This window comes from Streptomyces kryoterrae (genome assembly GCF_054072135.1).
Window position 1 is genome coordinate 3,549,297 of record NZ_CM133358.1, and the last position, 15,122, is coordinate 3,564,418.

14 protein-coding genes are annotated in these 15,122 nt (G+C 70.2%); 6 read left to right on the plus strand and 8 right to left on the minus strand.

The window, feature by feature from the left end:
* Positions 1 to 216: 216 nt before the first annotated feature.
* The 5 genes from ACW4TU_RS14965 to ACW4TU_RS14985 all read left to right on the plus strand — a co-directional run bounded on the left by ACW4TU_RS14965 (position 217) and on the right by ACW4TU_RS14985 (position 5,197).
* Positions 217 to 1,152, plus strand: a complete 936-nt coding sequence (locus ACW4TU_RS14965) for an SPFH domain-containing protein (protein ID WP_457428308.1) — start codon at positions 217 to 219, stop codon at positions 1,150 to 1,152.
* Positions 1,149 to 1,427: a type II toxin-antitoxin system antitoxin gene (locus tag ACW4TU_RS14970; RefSeq protein WP_457428309.1), complete on the plus strand. Its 279-nt coding sequence runs from the start codon at positions 1,149 to 1,151 to the stop codon at positions 1,425 to 1,427. Before ACW4TU_RS14965 ends, ACW4TU_RS14970 begins: the two co-directional genes overlap by 4 nt.
* 217 nt (positions 1,428 to 1,644) lie before the next feature.
* Positions 1,645 to 2,172, plus strand: coding sequence for a PadR family transcriptional regulator (locus tag ACW4TU_RS14975; protein ID WP_457428310.1), 528 nt, complete (start codon positions 1,645 to 1,647; stop codon positions 2,170 to 2,172).
* Positions 2,169 to 2,870 (plus strand): ABC transporter ATP-binding protein, encoded by a 702-nt coding sequence (locus tag ACW4TU_RS14980; protein ID WP_457428311.1) that lies wholly within the window; start codon positions 2,169 to 2,171, stop codon positions 2,868 to 2,870. The genes ACW4TU_RS14975 and ACW4TU_RS14980 overlap by 4 nt, the downstream gene beginning before the upstream one ends.
* Positions 2,867 to 5,197 (plus strand): ABC transporter permease, encoded by a 2,331-nt coding sequence (locus ACW4TU_RS14985; protein ID WP_457428312.1) that lies wholly within the window; start codon positions 2,867 to 2,869, stop codon positions 5,195 to 5,197. Before ACW4TU_RS14980 ends, ACW4TU_RS14985 begins: the two co-directional genes overlap by 4 nt.
* Positions 5,198 to 5,291: 94 nt before the next feature.
* On the opposite strand, the gene ACW4TU_RS14990 is transcribed toward ACW4TU_RS14985, so the two are convergent.
* From ACW4TU_RS14990 to ACW4TU_RS15005, 4 genes are all read right to left on the minus strand, one after another.
* Entirely contained in the window at positions 5,292 to 5,720 is a 429-nt protein-coding gene (locus tag ACW4TU_RS14990; RefSeq protein ID WP_164315719.1) for a hypothetical protein, read from the minus strand.
* Positions 5,721 to 5,728: 8 nt separating this feature from the next.
* Entirely contained in the window at positions 5,729 to 6,127 is a 399-nt protein-coding gene (locus tag ACW4TU_RS14995) for a roadblock/LC7 domain-containing protein (RefSeq protein ID WP_457428313.1), read from the minus strand.
* A gap of 23 nt (positions 6,128 to 6,150) precedes the next feature.
* A complete protein-coding gene (locus tag ACW4TU_RS15000; RefSeq protein WP_457428314.1) occupies positions 6,151 to 7,170 on the minus strand; it encodes a MarR family transcriptional regulator in 1,020 nt (339 codons plus the stop codon).
* Positions 7,171 to 7,351: 181 nt separating this feature from the next.
* Positions 7,352 to 8,317, minus strand: a complete 966-nt coding sequence (locus ACW4TU_RS15005; protein ID WP_457428315.1) for a hydrogen peroxide-inducible genes activator — start codon at positions 8,315 to 8,317, stop codon at positions 7,352 to 7,354.
* A gap of 195 nt (positions 8,318 to 8,512) precedes the next feature.
* Here ACW4TU_RS15005 and ACW4TU_RS15010 point away from each other — a divergent pair, with 195 nt between their 5' ends.
* A complete protein-coding gene (locus tag ACW4TU_RS15010) occupies positions 8,513 to 9,451 on the plus strand; it encodes a M56 family metallopeptidase (protein WP_457428316.1) in 939 nt (312 codons plus the stop codon).
* Between the two features lie 23 nt (positions 9,452 to 9,474).
* Here ACW4TU_RS15010 and ACW4TU_RS15015 read toward each other — a convergent pair whose 3' ends face one another.
* The 4 genes from ACW4TU_RS15015 to ACW4TU_RS15030 all read right to left on the minus strand — a co-directional run bounded on the left by ACW4TU_RS15015 (position 9,475) and on the right by ACW4TU_RS15030 (position 14,692).
* The gene (locus ACW4TU_RS15015; protein WP_457428317.1) at positions 9,475 to 10,908 is read right to left on the minus strand and encodes an AI-2E family transporter; all 1,434 of its coding nucleotides are present in this window, start codon (positions 10,906 to 10,908) and stop codon (positions 9,475 to 9,477) included.
* 170 nt (positions 10,909 to 11,078) lie between these two features.
* Positions 11,079 to 11,774: an aggregation-promoting factor C-terminal-like domain-containing protein gene (locus tag ACW4TU_RS15020; protein WP_457428318.1), complete on the minus strand. Its 696-nt coding sequence runs from the start codon at positions 11,772 to 11,774 to the stop codon at positions 11,079 to 11,081.
* 468 nt (positions 11,775 to 12,242) lie between these two features.
* Positions 12,243 to 13,568, minus strand: coding sequence for a PhoH family protein (locus ACW4TU_RS15025; RefSeq protein ID WP_457428319.1), 1,326 nt, complete (start codon positions 13,566 to 13,568; stop codon positions 12,243 to 12,245).
* Positions 13,569 to 13,915: 347 nt separating this feature from the next.
* The gene (locus ACW4TU_RS15030; RefSeq protein WP_457428320.1) at positions 13,916 to 14,692 is read right to left on the minus strand and encodes an isoprenyl transferase; all 777 of its coding nucleotides are present in this window, start codon (positions 14,690 to 14,692) and stop codon (positions 13,916 to 13,918) included.
* Positions 14,693 to 15,122: the final 430 nt, after the last annotated feature.

The window sequence follows — 15,122 nt, forward strand, 5'->3', positions numbered from 1 at the left end:
GCACAGGTCAGCTCAGAAAACTAACACCGGCAGATAAGACGACGAGCTTTCGATCCCCCCTTTTCCGGACGTGACAATCAGCACCTGCCCCACTGGAACCGACTACTGGGGGGTGCGGAAGGTTGCCGTAAGCGCTAAAGTGATATCACTTAGCTAGAAGGCTGCTAGGTTCTGGCCGCGGCGGCCAGGACAGTCACGAAACGGGGGGCACCACCCATGACCACACACGACTCCACTCCGACGACCGATCCCGATGTCGACGTCGATCTACCCGACATGCCCGACCCACAGGTCCGGGAGTTCGCGGCCCACAGCATCGGGGGCGGGCTCGCCCTGCTGCTGGGACTGGTCGGACTCCTGGCCGCCGTCATCCTGTTCGCGGCCGGTTCGGTGAACCCGGGCTTCGCCGTCGGGGGTGCCGTCGTTCTCGTCGCCGCCCTCATCTCGCTGCGCGGGCTCAACACCGTGGCGCCCGGCGAGGCCCGGGTGGTCCAGCTCTTCGGGCGGTACCGGGGGACGATCCGGCAGGACGGGCTGCGCTGGGTGAACCCCTTCACCTCGCGCACGAAGATCTCCACCCGGGTCCGCAACCACGAAACGGCCGTCCTCAAGGTCAACGACGCCTACGGCAACCCGATCGAGCTCGCCTCGGTCGTGGTCTGGAAGGTCAAGGACACCGCGCAGGCGACGTTCGAAGTGGACAACTACATCGAGTTCGTCGCCACCCAGACCGAGGCGGCCGTCCGGCACATCGCCATCGAGTACCCGTACGACGCCCACGAGGAGGACGGGCTCTCGCTGCGCGGCAACGCCGAGGAGATCACCGAGAAGCTGGCCGTCGAGCTGCACGCGCGCGTGGCGGCGGCCGGCGTCCACATCATCGAGTCCCGCTTCACCCACCTCGCGTACGCTCCCGAGATCGCCTCGGCGATGCTCCAGCGGCAGCAGGCGGGGGCGGTCGTCGCGGCGCGGCGGCTGATCGTCGACGGCGCGGTGGGGATGGTCGAGGCCGCGCTCGCCCGGATCGCCGAGCAGGACATCGTGGAGCTGGACTCCGAACGGAAGGCGGCGATGGTGTCGAACCTGTTGGTGGTGCTGTGCGGCGACCGTGCGGCGCAGCCGGTCGTGAACACGGGGTCCCTGTACCAGTGAGCGATCCCTCCGGGGGTTCGGCCGCCGAGAACCCCGAACGTCCCGCGCGCCGGCCGCAGCAGCAGCGTAAGCAGGTGCTGCTGCGGCTGGACCCCGCCGTGTACGAGGCACTGGCAAGGTGGGCCGGGGATGAGCTGCGCTCGGCCAACGCGCAGATCGAGTTCGTGCTGCGGCGGGCGCTGGCGGAGGCGGGGAGGCTGCCCGGGGAAGCGGGGCCGATCCCTCGGCGCGGGCGGCCACCCGGGGGCTCCGCCCCCAGACCCCCGTCGGCCTGAAGGGCCTCGCCCTCAAGCGCCGGACGGGCTGGATGCCCCCGTCCGGCGCCGAGAGGGTTCACCCGGCGCCGGGGTGACCGTCCCACGAAAGCGCCTGGTGACAGAACCGTGACAATCGGCCCCCACCTGCGCACTCGCCCGGTCGGCCGACCCCCTCCCATGATCTATACACAGCATGTATACACACCACGTATACCCCGTGCGTATAGTCCTCCCCATGTCCATCGGTCACACCCTTCTGGGACTCCTGGAGTCCGGCCCCCGACACGGTTACGACCTGAAGCGGGCCTTTGACGAGAAGTTCGGTCAGGATCGCCCGCTGCACTACGGGCAGGTCTACTCGACGATGTCCCGGCTGCTGAAGCACGGGCTCGTCGAGGTCGACGGGATCGAGGCCGGCGACGGGCCCGAGCGCAAGCGGTACGCGATCACCGACGCCGGGATCACCGACGTCGGGCAGTGGCTCGCGACGCCCGAGAAGCCCGAGCCGTATCTGCAGTCGGTCCTCTACACCAAGGTCGTCCTCGCGCTGCTCACGCACCGCAACGCCGGTGACATCCTCGACACGCAGCGCGCCGAGCACCTGCGGATGATGCGCATCCTCACCGACCGCAAGCGCCGGGGCGACCTCGCCGACCAGCTCGTCTGCGACCACGCCCTGTTCCATCTCGAAGCCGATCTGCGCTGGCTGGAACTGACCGCCGCGCGTCTCGACAAGCTCGCTCTGGCGGTGACGTCCCGATGACCACTCCGAAGACCGCTCCTCCCGGTTCCCTGCTCGTCGCGAGCGAACTGCGCAAGGCGTACGGCCCGACCAACGCGCTCGACGGCGCCGAGTTCTCGATCCATCCCGGCGAGGTCGTCGCCGTGATGGGCCCGTCCGGGTCCGGCAAGTCGACCCTGCTGCACTGTCTCGCCGGGATCGTGCCGCCCGACTCGGGGTCCATCACGTACAACGGGCGCGAGATGGCCGGCATGAGCGACGGGCAGCGGAGTCAGCTGCGGCGCACCGAGTTCGGGTTCGTGTTCCAGTTCGGGCAGCTCGTGCCGGAACTCACCTGCGTCGAGAACGTGGCGCTCCCGCTCCGTCTGAACGGGACCTCCCGCAAGGAGGCCGAGCGGACCGCGCTGTCCTGGATGGAGCGGCTGGAGGTCGACGACCTCAAGGGCAAGCGGCCCGGCGAGGTGTCCGGTGGCCAGGGGCAACGGGTGGCTGTCGCACGGGCGTTGGTCACCAGCCCACGGGTGCTGTTCGCCGACGAGCCCACCGGCGCCCTCGACTCCCTCAACGGCGAGCGCGTGATGGAGCTGCTCACCGAGGCGGCCCGGTCGACCAACGCCGCCGTCGTGCTCGTCACGCACGAGGCACGGGTGGCCGCCTACTCGGACCGCGAGATCGTCGTACGGGACGGTAAGTCGCGGGACATGGAGCGCGTCGTATGAGCGTTCGACAGTGGGCAAGGGACCTGGTCCTGGGGGTCCGGTTCGCCTTCACGGGCGGGCGCGAGGGCTGGGGGCGGGTCCTGCTGACGGCCGTCGGGGTCGGGCTCGGGGTGGCGCTGCTGCTGCTGACGACCGCCTTCCCGAACGCCATGGCGGCCCGGCACGAGCGCGAGAGCGCCCGGACGAACATCATGTATGTCGACAAGCAGATGCCGAAGGCCGACAACACGCTGGTCGTCGCGGTCGTCGACACGACCTACGGCTCGGACGACCTGCGCGGGCGGATTCTGGACCCCGAGGGGGTACGGGCGCCCCTGCCGCCAGGGATCGACGGGTTTCCCGCGGTCGGGGAGATGTTCGTCTCCCCCGCCCTCGAACGGCTGCTGAAGTCCCACGACGGCAGACTGCTGCGGGAGCGGCTGCCGGACCGGATCGTCGGCACCATCGGCGAGTCGGGGCTCGTCGGCCCTGCCGAGCTCTCCTACTACCGGGGTGGCGAGGGGCTCGCGGCGCACTTCGGCAGCGGTCTGGTGACGCGGATCGACCGGTTCGGGGATCTGCATGCGACGTCCGAGGGGATGGACCCCGTTCTGCTCCTCCTCACCCTCGTCGTCTTCGTGGTGCTGCTGATGCCGGTCGGCGTCTTCATCGCCACGGCCGTACGGTTCGGCGGTGAGCGGCGCGACCGGCGGCTGGCCGCGCTGCGGCTGGTCGGGGCCGACGGCATGATGACCCGGCGGATCGCCGCGGGCGAGGCCTTCGCGGGCGCCGCGGTCGGGCTCGTCCTCGGCGCCGTCTTCTTCCTGATCGGCCGTCAGGTCGCCGGCTCCGTCAAGATCCTCGACGTGAGCGTCTTCCCCAGCGACCTGAATCCGGCGCCCGCGCTGGCCGTCCTGGTCGGGGTCGCCGTCCCGGTGTCCGCGGTGCTGGTCACCCTGTTCGCGTTGCGCGGCGTGGTGATCGAACCCCTCGGCGTGGTGCGTACGGCCCGGCCGCCGCGCCGTCGGCTGTGGTGGCGGCTGCTGATGCCGCTGGGCGGGGTCGCGGCGCTCTCCCCGATGATCGGGCAGGGCAACGAGGCCGGGCAGTTCAACGACCTTCTCGTCATCACCGGTGTCACGCTGCTGCTCGTCGGGGTGACCGCGCTCCTGCCCTGGGTCGTCGAGGCGGCCGTCGCCCGGCTCGGCTCCGGCGGGCTCTCCTGGCAGCTGGCCGTCCGGCGGCTCCAGTTGAGCAGTGGTACGGCGGCTCGCATGGTGAACGGCATCGCGGTGGCGGTGGCCGGCGCCATCGCGCTGCAGATGTTCTTCGCAGGGGTCTCCGGCCGCTACACGACCGCGTCGAACCTGGACCTCGACCGGGCCCAGATGCAGTTCAGCGTTCCCGGCAACGTTTCGATGGCCTCGGCTGCCCAGGAGCTCGCCGGCACCAAGGGGGTACGGAAGATCTCCGTGCTGTCCTTCGCCTCGGTCGGCGAGAAGGCCAGGTCCCCGGAAAGCTACGTCGAGATGACCATCGGCGACTGCGCGACGCTGCGTGAGGTGGGCCGTCTGCCCTCGTGCCACGACGGCGACGTCTTCACCGTGCGGGGCGCCGAGTACGACACGGAGACGCCCCGACTGGTCAAGGCGGGCCGGGAGTTGTGGATCAGCCCGGACTACACGCAGTCGGCGAATCGGTCGGTCGCCTGGACGGTGCCTGCGGTCCTCAAGCAGGCGGGTGTGCGCGAGGACCCGTCCGGGGTCGAGCGCGGCGGTCTCCTGGCCACGCCGGGCGCCCTGCCCAGGTCGACCGTGGCGGAGTCCGTCGGACGGATCTTCATCGGCCTCGACCCCGAGGTGGCGGACGCCCCCGACCGGGTCCGCAACACGGCGGCGCGGATCGACCCCCTCACGGTGCCCGACACCTGGACGTCGAGCGACCGCACCAAGCAGTTCGACTCGATCCGCACCGGCCTCTTCGTCGGCGCCACCTGCGTCCTGCTGCTGATCGGGGTGAGCCTGCTGGTCTCCCAGCTGGAGCAGCTGCGCGAGCGCCGGAAGCTGCTGTCGTCCCTGGTCGCCTTCGGTACCCGGCGGCGCACCCTGAGCCTGTCGGTGCTGTGGCAGACGGCGATCCCGATCGGACTGGGGCTCGTGCTGTCGTCGGGGGTCGGGCTGACCCTGGGCGTCGTCCTGCTGAAGATGACAAACACGTCGGTCCACGTCGACTGGGCGGCCGTACTGATGATGACCGGCATCGGCGCGGGCGTCGTGCTGCTGGTGACGGTGCTGAGTCTGCCGCCGCTGCTGCGGCTGATGCGGCCGGAGGGCCTGCGTACGGAGTAGCGCCTCCCGCGCACAACCGGCGCCCGCCCTCCGCACGGGCCCGCTCCCCGGGACCTCGGTTTCCTGGGGAGCGGGCCCGTCCGCGTTCAGCCGGTCAGAGGCTGTACTCCTTGACCACCCGCCGTACCTGGGCGAAGAGCATGCCGACGTTGACCGCCTTGCGGCAGACGACCACGGCGACGACGTCCTGCTGCTCGTTCAGCCGCACGAAGAGGTGAGTGAGGTTCTCGCTGTTGACGAGGATCTCCTGGAAGAAGTGCTGGTCGCTCGGGGTGCCCCGCCGTTCCTTGAACACGTCCTCGATCATCACGACCGTCCGGCCCTGGAACAGGTCGAGGGTCGCGCCCGCCAACAGGTCGAGGACCTCCGGCGGATGGTTGTCGATCGTCTCGTACGAGAGCAGCATCCCGGTGGACATGTCGACCACCCCCGACGCGACACACTCGGGGGCATCGGTGCGGAGCGCTTTGACCAGGCTCATGACCTGGTCGGAGAAGCCTGTGGTCATGCGTTTCGTCCCCATCCTTTCCTTCACACTCCTTCGGTCGCCACGGCGGGGTCCGCCGCGGTGAGGATCGAGCCGATACGGCGCAGCGCCGGCTGGGTGGCACGGTGCAGCCGGTCCAGGTCGACGCCCTCGTCGCCGAGTACGACCATCAGCGCGGTGTCCCCGACGGCGTAGAACGCGGCGCAGCCCTGGCTGCCGTAGGTGACCGTCCGGCGCAGGGTGCCCCGGCCGGTCGCCTGGGCGGCCCGGCGGGCGAGGCCGAGTCCCGCGGCGGCTATGGCGGCGAGGCTTTCCGGGTCGATCGACGCGGCGGTGTCCGCCGCTATGAGCAGTCCGTCGGTCGCGGCTATCGCCGTGTCGGTGATTCCGTCCACTTTTTCGCGCAGGTCGCGCATTTCCATGGCCAGCGCTTTGTGGTCCATGTATTCAACTCCCCTATGGGCTTCTAGGAATTGCCATGAGTTCCGTTCCGCATGCGGAAGAACCCTTTCCAGCTCGTCCCGCGCTTTTCCGGGGCGAGAGATTCGGTGATGCCACTGGCGCCGGGATCGCGGCGGGGCAGTGCGGGAGCGGGAGCCTGCGGTTGCGCGTCGGCGGCGAGGACGGCGGCCAGCGCGGTGACCACCGCGGGGTCGACGTACGGGGGCGAGGGAGGTGGTGGCGGCGCGGGCGGCCTGCGCTTCCACAGCCCCTCCTCCGGCACCCGTACGACCGGGAGCGGCGCGGCCCCCTCGGCGCACTCCAGGAGCCCGGCACCGAGCATCCGCGCCAGCTCGACCGTCACGGTGTACACCCCCCGACCGGTACGGAACGCGAGGTCACGAGCGGTCCGGCGCCCGTCGGCCTGGGCCAGCAACTCCTGCTGTACGGGGGTGAGCTGTCCCTCGCTCACGGCGACCGGCGCCGAACTCGGGTTCGGGCTCGGGCGCTCACGGTTCGGGCGTACCGGGTGGGGCAGGGCGGCGAGGGCGGCCAGTTTGCGGTTGGCGTCCTGGAGGAGGCGGATCGGCCCCTCGCCCACCGGGACGGGGGCCAGTGGCTCGGCCCCGAGGTCGCGTTCGCAGGCGTCCACCCGGCCGGCGACGACCGCGAAGACGGCGTCCCGTAACGCCATCATGCAGACGACCCGCAGCTGGGCGGCGCCCGCGTACCCGTGTCTGATCAGTTCCGCGCCCGGCCAGCGCGCTCCCCCGGCCTCGCGCACCAGCTCGGCCCACTCCTCACCGCTGATCCGGCGGGAGCGCAGGAGCAGGGCCTCCGGGCCCGGGGCGCCCGGGCTCTCGGCGCCGACGACGAGTCCACGCCGGAGATGGAAGGTCCCGCCGGGGCTGCCGGTTGCGCGCAGCGCCCCGGTGAACTCCTCGCGCCCGCACTCGGCCAGGGCGTTCAGCAGCAGGTCGTAGCCGATCCGGCCAAGGGAATCCGGAGATGCGTGTGCGGATACGGAATCGCGGATGACCGACATCACTCCCCTTGGCATTGCACATCGGCATTTCGCACATACGCCTGACGCGTAGCACTGAGGGGGTATGTGTATCAGTCCGGGCGCATATTCCGGCCGGGGTCTCGCTACCTGACGGAAGTTGAGATCTCTCGCCGTTCAACGGTCTTTGTTCGACGCTCATTTGATCGAACTGCCGCCTGTTTCAGTCACCTGTCCGGTCGCCCCACACCCGTACCGGCAACGGTCGCAGCACCTCCCGCAGGGCCGCCGCCAGTTCCCCGTACTCCGCGCCCCGCACGGCGCCCGCGCGCATCGCGAGGCCGATCCGGCGGGCCGGGGCCGGGGCGGCGAAGCGGCCGGTGCTGAGCTGGTCGCTGCGGCCCGCCTCGACCTTGACGGCGGTGGCCGGCAGCAGCGTCACGCCGAGGCCGCCGGCCACGAGCTGGACGAGGGTGGACAGACCGGCGGCCGTGGTGGAGGCGGGGGCGTCCGCACGCCCGGCCTCCCGGCAGATGTCGAGCGCCTGGTCGCGCAGACAGTGCCCCTCGTCCAGGAGGAGCAGGTCCAGTTCGCGCAGCGCCTCGCGTGGGATGTCCGTATGCCCGCCGAGGGGATGACCGAGGGGTGTGACGAGCACGAAGTCCTCGTCGAAGAGAGGGAGTTCGAGGATGCCCGGCAACCCGGTCGGGACGGCGATCAGGAGCAGGTCGAGGCGGCCGGTGGTCAGTCCGTCGAGAAGTCCGGCGGTCTGCTCCTCGTGGACCTGGAGGTCGAGGTCCGGGTAGCGGTCGTGGACCAGGCGCAGGACCGCGGGCAGGAGGTAGGGCGCGACGGTCGGGATCACCCCGAGCCGCAGGGCCCCGGTGAAGGGCGCGCGCACGGCCTCGGCCTCCTCCATCAGTGCAGCGACCGACTCCAGCACGGCCCGGGCGCGTACGGCGAGCCGCTCACCCGCGGGCGACAGCAGCACCTTGCGGGTGGTGCGCTCCACCAGGGTGACGCCGAGCGCCTTCTCCAGGGCGGAGACGGCACCCGAGAGCGCGGGCTGGCTCATGCCGATCGCGGCGGCGGCGTCCCGGAAGTGCAGCTGCTCGGCGACGGCGACGAAGGCGCGCAGCTGGGCGAGACTGGGCCGGCGACGCCCGTCGGTGTTCCTGGCGGCGACCATGCCCGTACCCCTCACCCATACTGATAGCTTTCACTGATCAACTCGCCAGAGTGTAACAATTCCCCTGATCAATGGTGGTGAGTGGACGCGGCAGGCGGTACGTCCGACAATGGACGGACCCTCACTCCGTTCGTCGCCGCCTTCGTCGTACCGGCCGCGAGGACCGTCCTTCTCCGACTGAGGGAGCCACCCGCAATGACCGTCGCCCTGGCGCTGATGGCCGCCGTCGCCCTGACCGCCGCCGCTGTCCTGCCGCGTGTGCTGACCCGGGCCGGCTGGCCCGACCGGGAGCCGGTGCTGGGGCTGTGGGTGTGGCAGTGCCTGGTCGCCACCGTGCTGGTGTGCTGCCTCGCCGCGCTGCTGCTGGGCACGACGGCCGCGTTCGGAACCGTCCGGGCCCACGCCTTCGCGCCGGCGCCGCCCTCGGTCACCGCCGCCTACCAGCTGGAGCGGGCGCCCGTCTGGCTCACCGTACTGACGCTGCTGCTGGCCTGCGGGGCGGCCTGGACGGTCGCCATGCTCGCCCGGGAACTCGCCGAGGCCCGCAGGCGGCGCCGGCTGCGGCGCGTACACCTGCGGGAACGGGCGCCGGACCTGCCCGCCGGTTTCCCGGCCGCGAAGGGGCCGCTGCTGGTCCTGGAGGACGAGTACCCCGACGCCTGGCTGCTGTCCGGCCCGACGCCCCAACTCGTCGTCACCACGGGCGCGTTGCGCCGGCTGTCCGACCACGAGCTGGACGCCGTACTCGCCCATGAACTCGGTCATGCCCGCGCCCGCCACGACTGGCTGCTGCACCTCTCGCAGGCGCTGGCCACCGGCTTCCCGCGGGTCCCGGTCTTCGCGCACTTCCGGGACCAGACACACCGCCTGGTCGAACTGGCCGCCGACGACACCGCGTCCCGGCGCTGCGGCCACCGCACCACCGCGCTCGCCCTGATCGAACTCAACCGGCACCGGGGCGTGTTGTCCTGCGCCTGCACCCGCGGCCAGCTGGGCGACCGCGTCGAGCGTCTCCTCGCGCCCCCGCCCCGCCTGGACGCGCCGTACCGCGCGGCGACGACGCTCGCGGCGGCGTTGGCCCCGCTGATCCCGTTGCTGATCGCGCTGGGGCCCGCCCTGAAGGTCCTCGGCTGACCGTCCAGGAGCGCGTGCGCGGCCTAGGACGGTGGGTCGGACGGCGGCGCGTCGCGCTCGGGCCGTGCGGCGACCTGCTGGGCCTTGGTGAGGGCGATGTCCACCGCCGTGGCTCCGCGTGGCTGCGGTGAGTGGCGTAGCGCGTCGCTCGCGTTGTTGTAGGCCTGGGAGTACACCCGCAGATAGCCGACGACCGTGTTCGTCACCGCGACCAGCGGTACGGCGACCACCGCGCCGCCGATGCCCGCCACCATGCCGCCCGCCGCCACGGACAGCACCACCGCCAGCGGATGGACCCGGACCGCCCGGCCCAGGATGAACGGCTGCAGGATGTGGCCCTCGATCTGCTGCACGGCCAGCACCACGGCGACCACCAGTACCGCCGTGAAGACGCCCTGGGTCACCAGCGCCACCACCACCGCCAGGGCGCCCGAGGCGACCGCGCCGACGAGCGGGATGAAGGAGAACAGGAAGATGAAGACGGCCAGCGGGACGGCCATCGGCACATCCAGGAAGTAGATGCCGATGCCGATGAAGATGGCGTCGATGAGAGCCACTATCACCGTGCCCCGAACGTACGCCGTCAGCGTGCGCCAGGCTCGCGGGCCCGCGCCGGCGACACCGGGCCGGGCCACCGCCGGGACCAGCTTCAGCGCCCACTCCCAGATGCGCTTGCCGTCGTAGAGGAGGAAGAGGGTCGAGAAGGCGGCCAGCAGTATGCCGGTCAGCGCCTCGACGACGACCGTGACACCCTCCAGGCCCACCGACGTGATCGAGTCCGTGTTGGCGCCGACCGCCTCGCGCAGGTTCTCGGCGATCTTGTTGATCTGCTTGTCGGTGACGTGGAAGGGGCTCTTGAGCAGCCAGTTGCGCAGCTCGTCGATGCCGTCCTGGACCTGGTCGGCGAGATTGTCGATGTTCTCCATGACCTGCCAGGTCACGAACCAGCCGATCAGCCCCATCACGACGAACCCGAGGATCGCGGTGAGCGCGGTCGCGGGCCCGCGCGGCACGCCCCACCGGATGAGGCGGGCGACCGTGGGCTGGAGCAGCGCGGTGATGAGCAGCGCCACCACGAAGGCGAAGACCACGAGTTGGACCGCGCTGATGACCCGCATCAGCACCCAGAGGGTGCCCGCGAGCACCAGCAGCCGCCAGCCCGCCTCGGCCGCGACCCGTACGCCCCACGGGACGACGGAGGCGGGCTCGGGCCGCACTGCGAGCACGCCAGGGGCCGTCGGAGTGGTGGTGGTAGGCGCGCGGGGAGGCTGTTCCTCCTCGTCGTACGTGTGCTGGGGCTCGGGCGGTGGGGGGGGCGACGGTGACGGAGTGCCGTACGGCGGGTCCCCGTCGTCCGTGTGCTCCTTCTCCACCTCGGCCCTGCGCGCGTCCAACCGCTCACCCATCTCGGTGAGCCGGACACCGACCCGGCCGAGCCACTGCGGCACTCGCGACATGATGCGCCCTCGTCCCCCGTATCTCCCTCTGCCCATCCTTCTCCCCAAAGCCTCCGGAGCCTCGGGAGCAGCGGTCCACATCCGACCGTACATGGCCGAAGCCCCTCACCGAAGGACGGTGAGGGGCTCGGAAAGGTTGAGACAACTGAGCGCGGAAGACGCGCAACGGCTCAGTAGTAGTTGTTGGCCTGCCAGAAGTTCCACGCGCCGCACGGGCTGTCGTAGCGGTCGTTCATGTAGCTCAGGCCCCACTTGATCTGGGTGGCCGGGTTCGTCGCCCAGTCGGCGCCCGCCGAGGACATCTTGGAACCCGGAAGCGCCTGCACAAGGCCGAACGCGTCGGAACTGGGGTTGTCCGCCTGGTAGTTCCAGCTGGACTCGTGGTCCACGATGTTGCTGAAGCACTGGAACTGGTCCGCCGGGACGATCTGGCGCGCCATCTCCTGGACCTCGGCGATGGAGTACGAGGCCTGCACCGGGAAGCTGGAGGCGTCACGCGTCGCGGAACGGCTGGCCGCCTCTTCCGCTTCCTTGCGCGCCTTGGCTTCGGCCTCGGCCTTCTCGGCGGCCTTCTGCTTGGCCACCGCGTCCTTGGCTGCCTGCTTACGGGCAGACTCCTCGGCGTCCTTCTTGGCGGTGGCGTCGGCGGCGATGGCCTGGACATCGGCCTGCTGCGTCAGGGACGCGGTCTGCACCTCGGCCTGGGAACCCACGGGAATGTCCGTGAGCAGCGTGGTGTCGCCTACCAGGGCCTCGGCGTCGTTGGGGGTCCCGGTGCTGCCCGAGGCCACACCTGTAACTGCGCCGACAGCGGTGACCGCGGTGGCCGAGGCCACTGCGAGTCCCCGGACCGAAATCCGGCTCACACGGTTTCCTTCCAGCATCGCCCGCTTCGGTGACCCTGGCGGACGCAATCTTGCCCCCAAGACACTGGCCTCCCAACTGCGCGGTCACGGGAGGCACGGGCCCGATGGGCAACTCCTTTACGGGGAGCGCCACGTGGTGCGCGGGCGGCATACGACGACGGTATGGAGTTGAAGGCGGTGCTTCGGTGCTGCCGTACTACTGGCGGTACAGATGTGTCGTATGCGGGGCCTGACAGGAGTGAGACTCTGCCGCACATGGACGCCGGGTGGCAATTCTGAGTTGCGTGTGAAAGCTCACACCTCGTTTGTCCCCGGTGATTTGAGGAAAGCGGCAGACGCGGAAGCGCCGCCCGGCTAGGCTCTTGGCCTTTGCCGGACGGCGCCCATTATGCGAACTCCAGGGTAACCGGACGCAATTGCCCAATTGCCCGAGCGAGTCCCTATCCGCTCACCATCTGACCAACAGGGTCAGATCTGCCCGTCCTCCAGCATTTCGGTCACCAGGGCCGCGATCTGGGACCGCTCGGACCTGTTGAGGGTGACATGCGCGAAGAGCGGGTGCCCCTTCAGCTTCTCGACGACGGCCACGACACCGTCGTACCGGCCGACCCGTAGATTGTCCCGTTGCGCCACGTCATGGGTGAGAACCACCCGGGAGTTGGAGCCGATCCGGGACAGCACGGTGAGCAGGACGTTCCGCTCCAGCGACTGCGCCTCGTCCACGATCACGAACGCGTCGTGGAGCGACCGGCCGCGGATGTGGGTGAGGGGCAGCACTTCGAGCATGCCACGCGCGGTGATCTCCTCGATGACCTCGCGGCTGGTGACCGCGGACAGCGTGTCGAAGACCGCCTGCGCCCAGGGGCCCATCTTCTCGGACTCGGAACCGGGCAGATAGCCGAGCTCCTGCCCGCCCACCGCGTACAGCGGCCGGAAGACCATCACCTTCTGGTGCTGCCGCCGTTCCAGCACGGCCTCCAGACCGGCGCACAGCGCCAGCGCCGACTTGCCGGTGCCGGCCCGGCCACCCATCGACACGATCCCGATGTCCGGATCGAGAAGGATGTCGAGCGCGATCCGCTGTTCCGCGCTCCTCCCCTTGATACCGAACACCTCGCGATCCCCGCGTACGAGACGGACGTTGCCCTCGGCCGTGACGCGCCCCAGGGCCTTTCCGCGCTCCGACTGGATCGTCAGGCCGGTGTGCACCGGCAGTTCGGCGGCCTCGGGGACGTAGGCGTGCCCTTCCTCGAAGAGGAGGTCGACCTGTTCGCCGGGCAGGGTCAGTTCGGACATTCCGGTCCAGCCGGAGGAGCCCGTGATGGCCAGCTCCGCGCGGTACTCCTCGGCGAGGAGCCCGACGGACGAGGCCTTGATCCTGAGCGGCAGGTCCTTCGACACGACCGTGACGTCGTACCCCTCGGCCTGCAGGTTGCGGGCGACCGCGAGGATGCGGGAGTCGTTGTCCCCCAGGCGATAGCCGCTTGGCAGCACGCTGGGGTCCGAGTGGTTGAGCTCGACACGGACGGTCCCACCCAGCTCCCCGATCGGAATCGGGGCGTCGAGTCGACCGAACCGGACGCGGAACTCGTCCAGCATGCGCAGGGCCTGCCGGGCGAAGTAGCCGAGTTCGGGATGGTGCCGTTTGGCCTCCAACTCCGTGACCACGACGATCGGCAGCACGACTTCGTGCTCCTCGAAGCGGTTCAGGGCGCCTGGGTCGGCCAGCAGGACGCTGGTGTCGATGACATAGGTGCGCCGGTCTGGCATACGGCGCTTTGTGCTGGTCACCACGGAAGGACGTACCCCCTCGGATGAGGTCGGGGAGCGACGAAGGAGATCTGGACCGGTCGACGGCCCCAATGCGCGGGCCGAGAACCGGCCCTCCGCCTGTTCGCCCGTGCTGTGACCACACGGTCGGGCTGGTGCAAAGGGCCTCCCGGGCGGACGGCCCCGTGCCGTCTGCTGAGATACGACACCCGTGGTTCGGGTGTCGACCTGCTTGGCTTATGCCCTCGAACATGCGCGGCCATGCCACGACCTATGGCGGCGCGCTGGTGAACTCCTTGTTACTTCCGCCCCAGAGGGTGTGAATTTCATCCCGAAGACTGGTTTCCGGGCCAGACCGGTTTCAGCCGGGATCAGCCGCCGTAGCGCCGGTGGCGGGCCGCGTAGTCGCGCAGGGCGCGCAGGAAGTCGACCTTGCGGAAGGCCGGCCAGAAGACCTCGCAGAAGTAGTACTCCGAGTGGGCCGTCTGCCAGAGCATGAACCCGGACAGCCGCTGCTCGCCGCTGGTGCGGATGACGAGGTCGGGGTCGGGCTGGTCGCTGGTGTAGAGGTGCTTGCCGATCAGGTCGATGTCGACGTTCTCGGCGAGCTCCTCCAGGGAGGTGCCCCTGTCGTGGGCGTCGAGCATCATCGAGCGCACGGCGTCGGCAATCTCCTGCCGGCCGCCGTAGCCGATGGCCACGTTGACCAGTATTCCGCCCGTCACGTGCGCGGTGGCTTCCTCGGCCTCCTTGAGCTGGGTCTGCAGCTGCCCGGGGAGCAGATCGAGGTTGCCGACGTGGTGGACGCGCCAGCGGCCGTCGGCGGCGAGGGAGGTCACCACGTTCTCGATGATCTCGAGGAGTGGTGCCAGCTCCTCCGGCGGACGGTTGACGTTGTCCGTGGAGAGCAGCCAGAGGGTGACGACCTCGACATCGGTCTCGGAGCACCAGCCGAGGAACTCCTCGATCTTGTCCGCGCCGGCCCGGTGCCCCTGGGCGGTGGTGGAGCCCGCCGCCTTCGCCCAGCGCCGGTTTCCGTCCACGATGACGCCGATGTGCTTGGGCACCTGGTCGTGGTCGAGGTGGCCCTCCACCCTGCGTGTGTAGACCCTGACCAGCAGTCGGCGCAGGTTGTCGCGCAGGTTCACGTGTTTGTCAGCCCCTCCGTACGGATCGGACAGGCGCGGCCGGGCGCAATCCCTGGCGCGGTCCCTGCCCGTATGGCGGTCCTCGGGGGTGGCGGTCCCCGGAGGGGAAGCGTACCGCTGCGGGAAGGGGGCCCTTGCGCTCGGGGGAACCGAGGCCTCGCGCCGGGGAGGGACATGGACGGGCAAAGGGGACCCCGCCTCCCGAGAGGCGGGCGCGAAGGGCGAGGGCGCGGCGGGATCACGGAGGGGCGCGAGGAGGTGCGGGGAGAGGAGGGTCGGAGAGCGGCGGTATCCGGCTGCTCCGGCCGGGCACAAAAAACGGGCCGGTCCGTGGGGGGGAGACGGACCGGCCCGAGGGGGGGCTTCCACCATAACCCTTCGTGAGTGATGCTGCGTACATCCGCACCGAACAACTACTCTCCGAAGTCAC

What these genes read in the sequence shown, in the direction of transcription:
- ACW4TU_RS15005 (WP_457428315.1), bottom strand. Translation starts at nt 8,317, where the DNA reads ATGGTCGCCGCCAGGAACACCGACGGGCGTCGCCGGCCCAGTCTCGCC.
- ACW4TU_RS14990 (WP_164315719.1), bottom strand. Translation starts at nt 5,720, where the DNA reads ATGGGGACGAAACGCATGACCACAGGCTTCTCCGACCAGGTCATGAGC.
- ACW4TU_RS15015 (WP_457428317.1), bottom strand. Translation starts at nt 10,908, where the DNA reads ATGTCGCGAGTGCCGCAGTGGCTCGGCCGGGTCGGTGTCCGGCTCACC.
- ACW4TU_RS15000 (WP_457428314.1), bottom strand. Translation starts at nt 7,170, where the DNA reads ATGTCGGTCATCCGCGATTCCGTATCCGCACACGCATCTCCGGATTCC.
- ACW4TU_RS14980 (WP_457428311.1), top strand. Translation starts at nt 2,169, where the DNA reads ATGACCACTCCGAAGACCGCTCCTCCCGGTTCCCTGCTCGTCGCGAGC.
- ACW4TU_RS15010 (WP_457428316.1), top strand. Translation starts at nt 8,513, where the DNA reads ATGACCGTCGCCCTGGCGCTGATGGCCGCCGTCGCCCTGACCGCCGCC.
- ACW4TU_RS14985 (WP_457428312.1), top strand. Translation starts at nt 2,867, where the DNA reads ATGAGCGTTCGACAGTGGGCAAGGGACCTGGTCCTGGGGGTCCGGTTC.
- ACW4TU_RS14965 (WP_457428308.1), top strand. Translation starts at nt 217, where the DNA reads ATGACCACACACGACTCCACTCCGACGACCGATCCCGATGTCGACGTC.
- ACW4TU_RS14995 (WP_457428313.1), bottom strand. Translation starts at nt 6,127, where the DNA reads ATGGACCACAAAGCGCTGGCCATGGAAATGCGCGACCTGCGCGAAAAA.
- ACW4TU_RS14975 (WP_457428310.1), top strand. Translation starts at nt 1,645, where the DNA reads ATGTCCATCGGTCACACCCTTCTGGGACTCCTGGAGTCCGGCCCCCGA.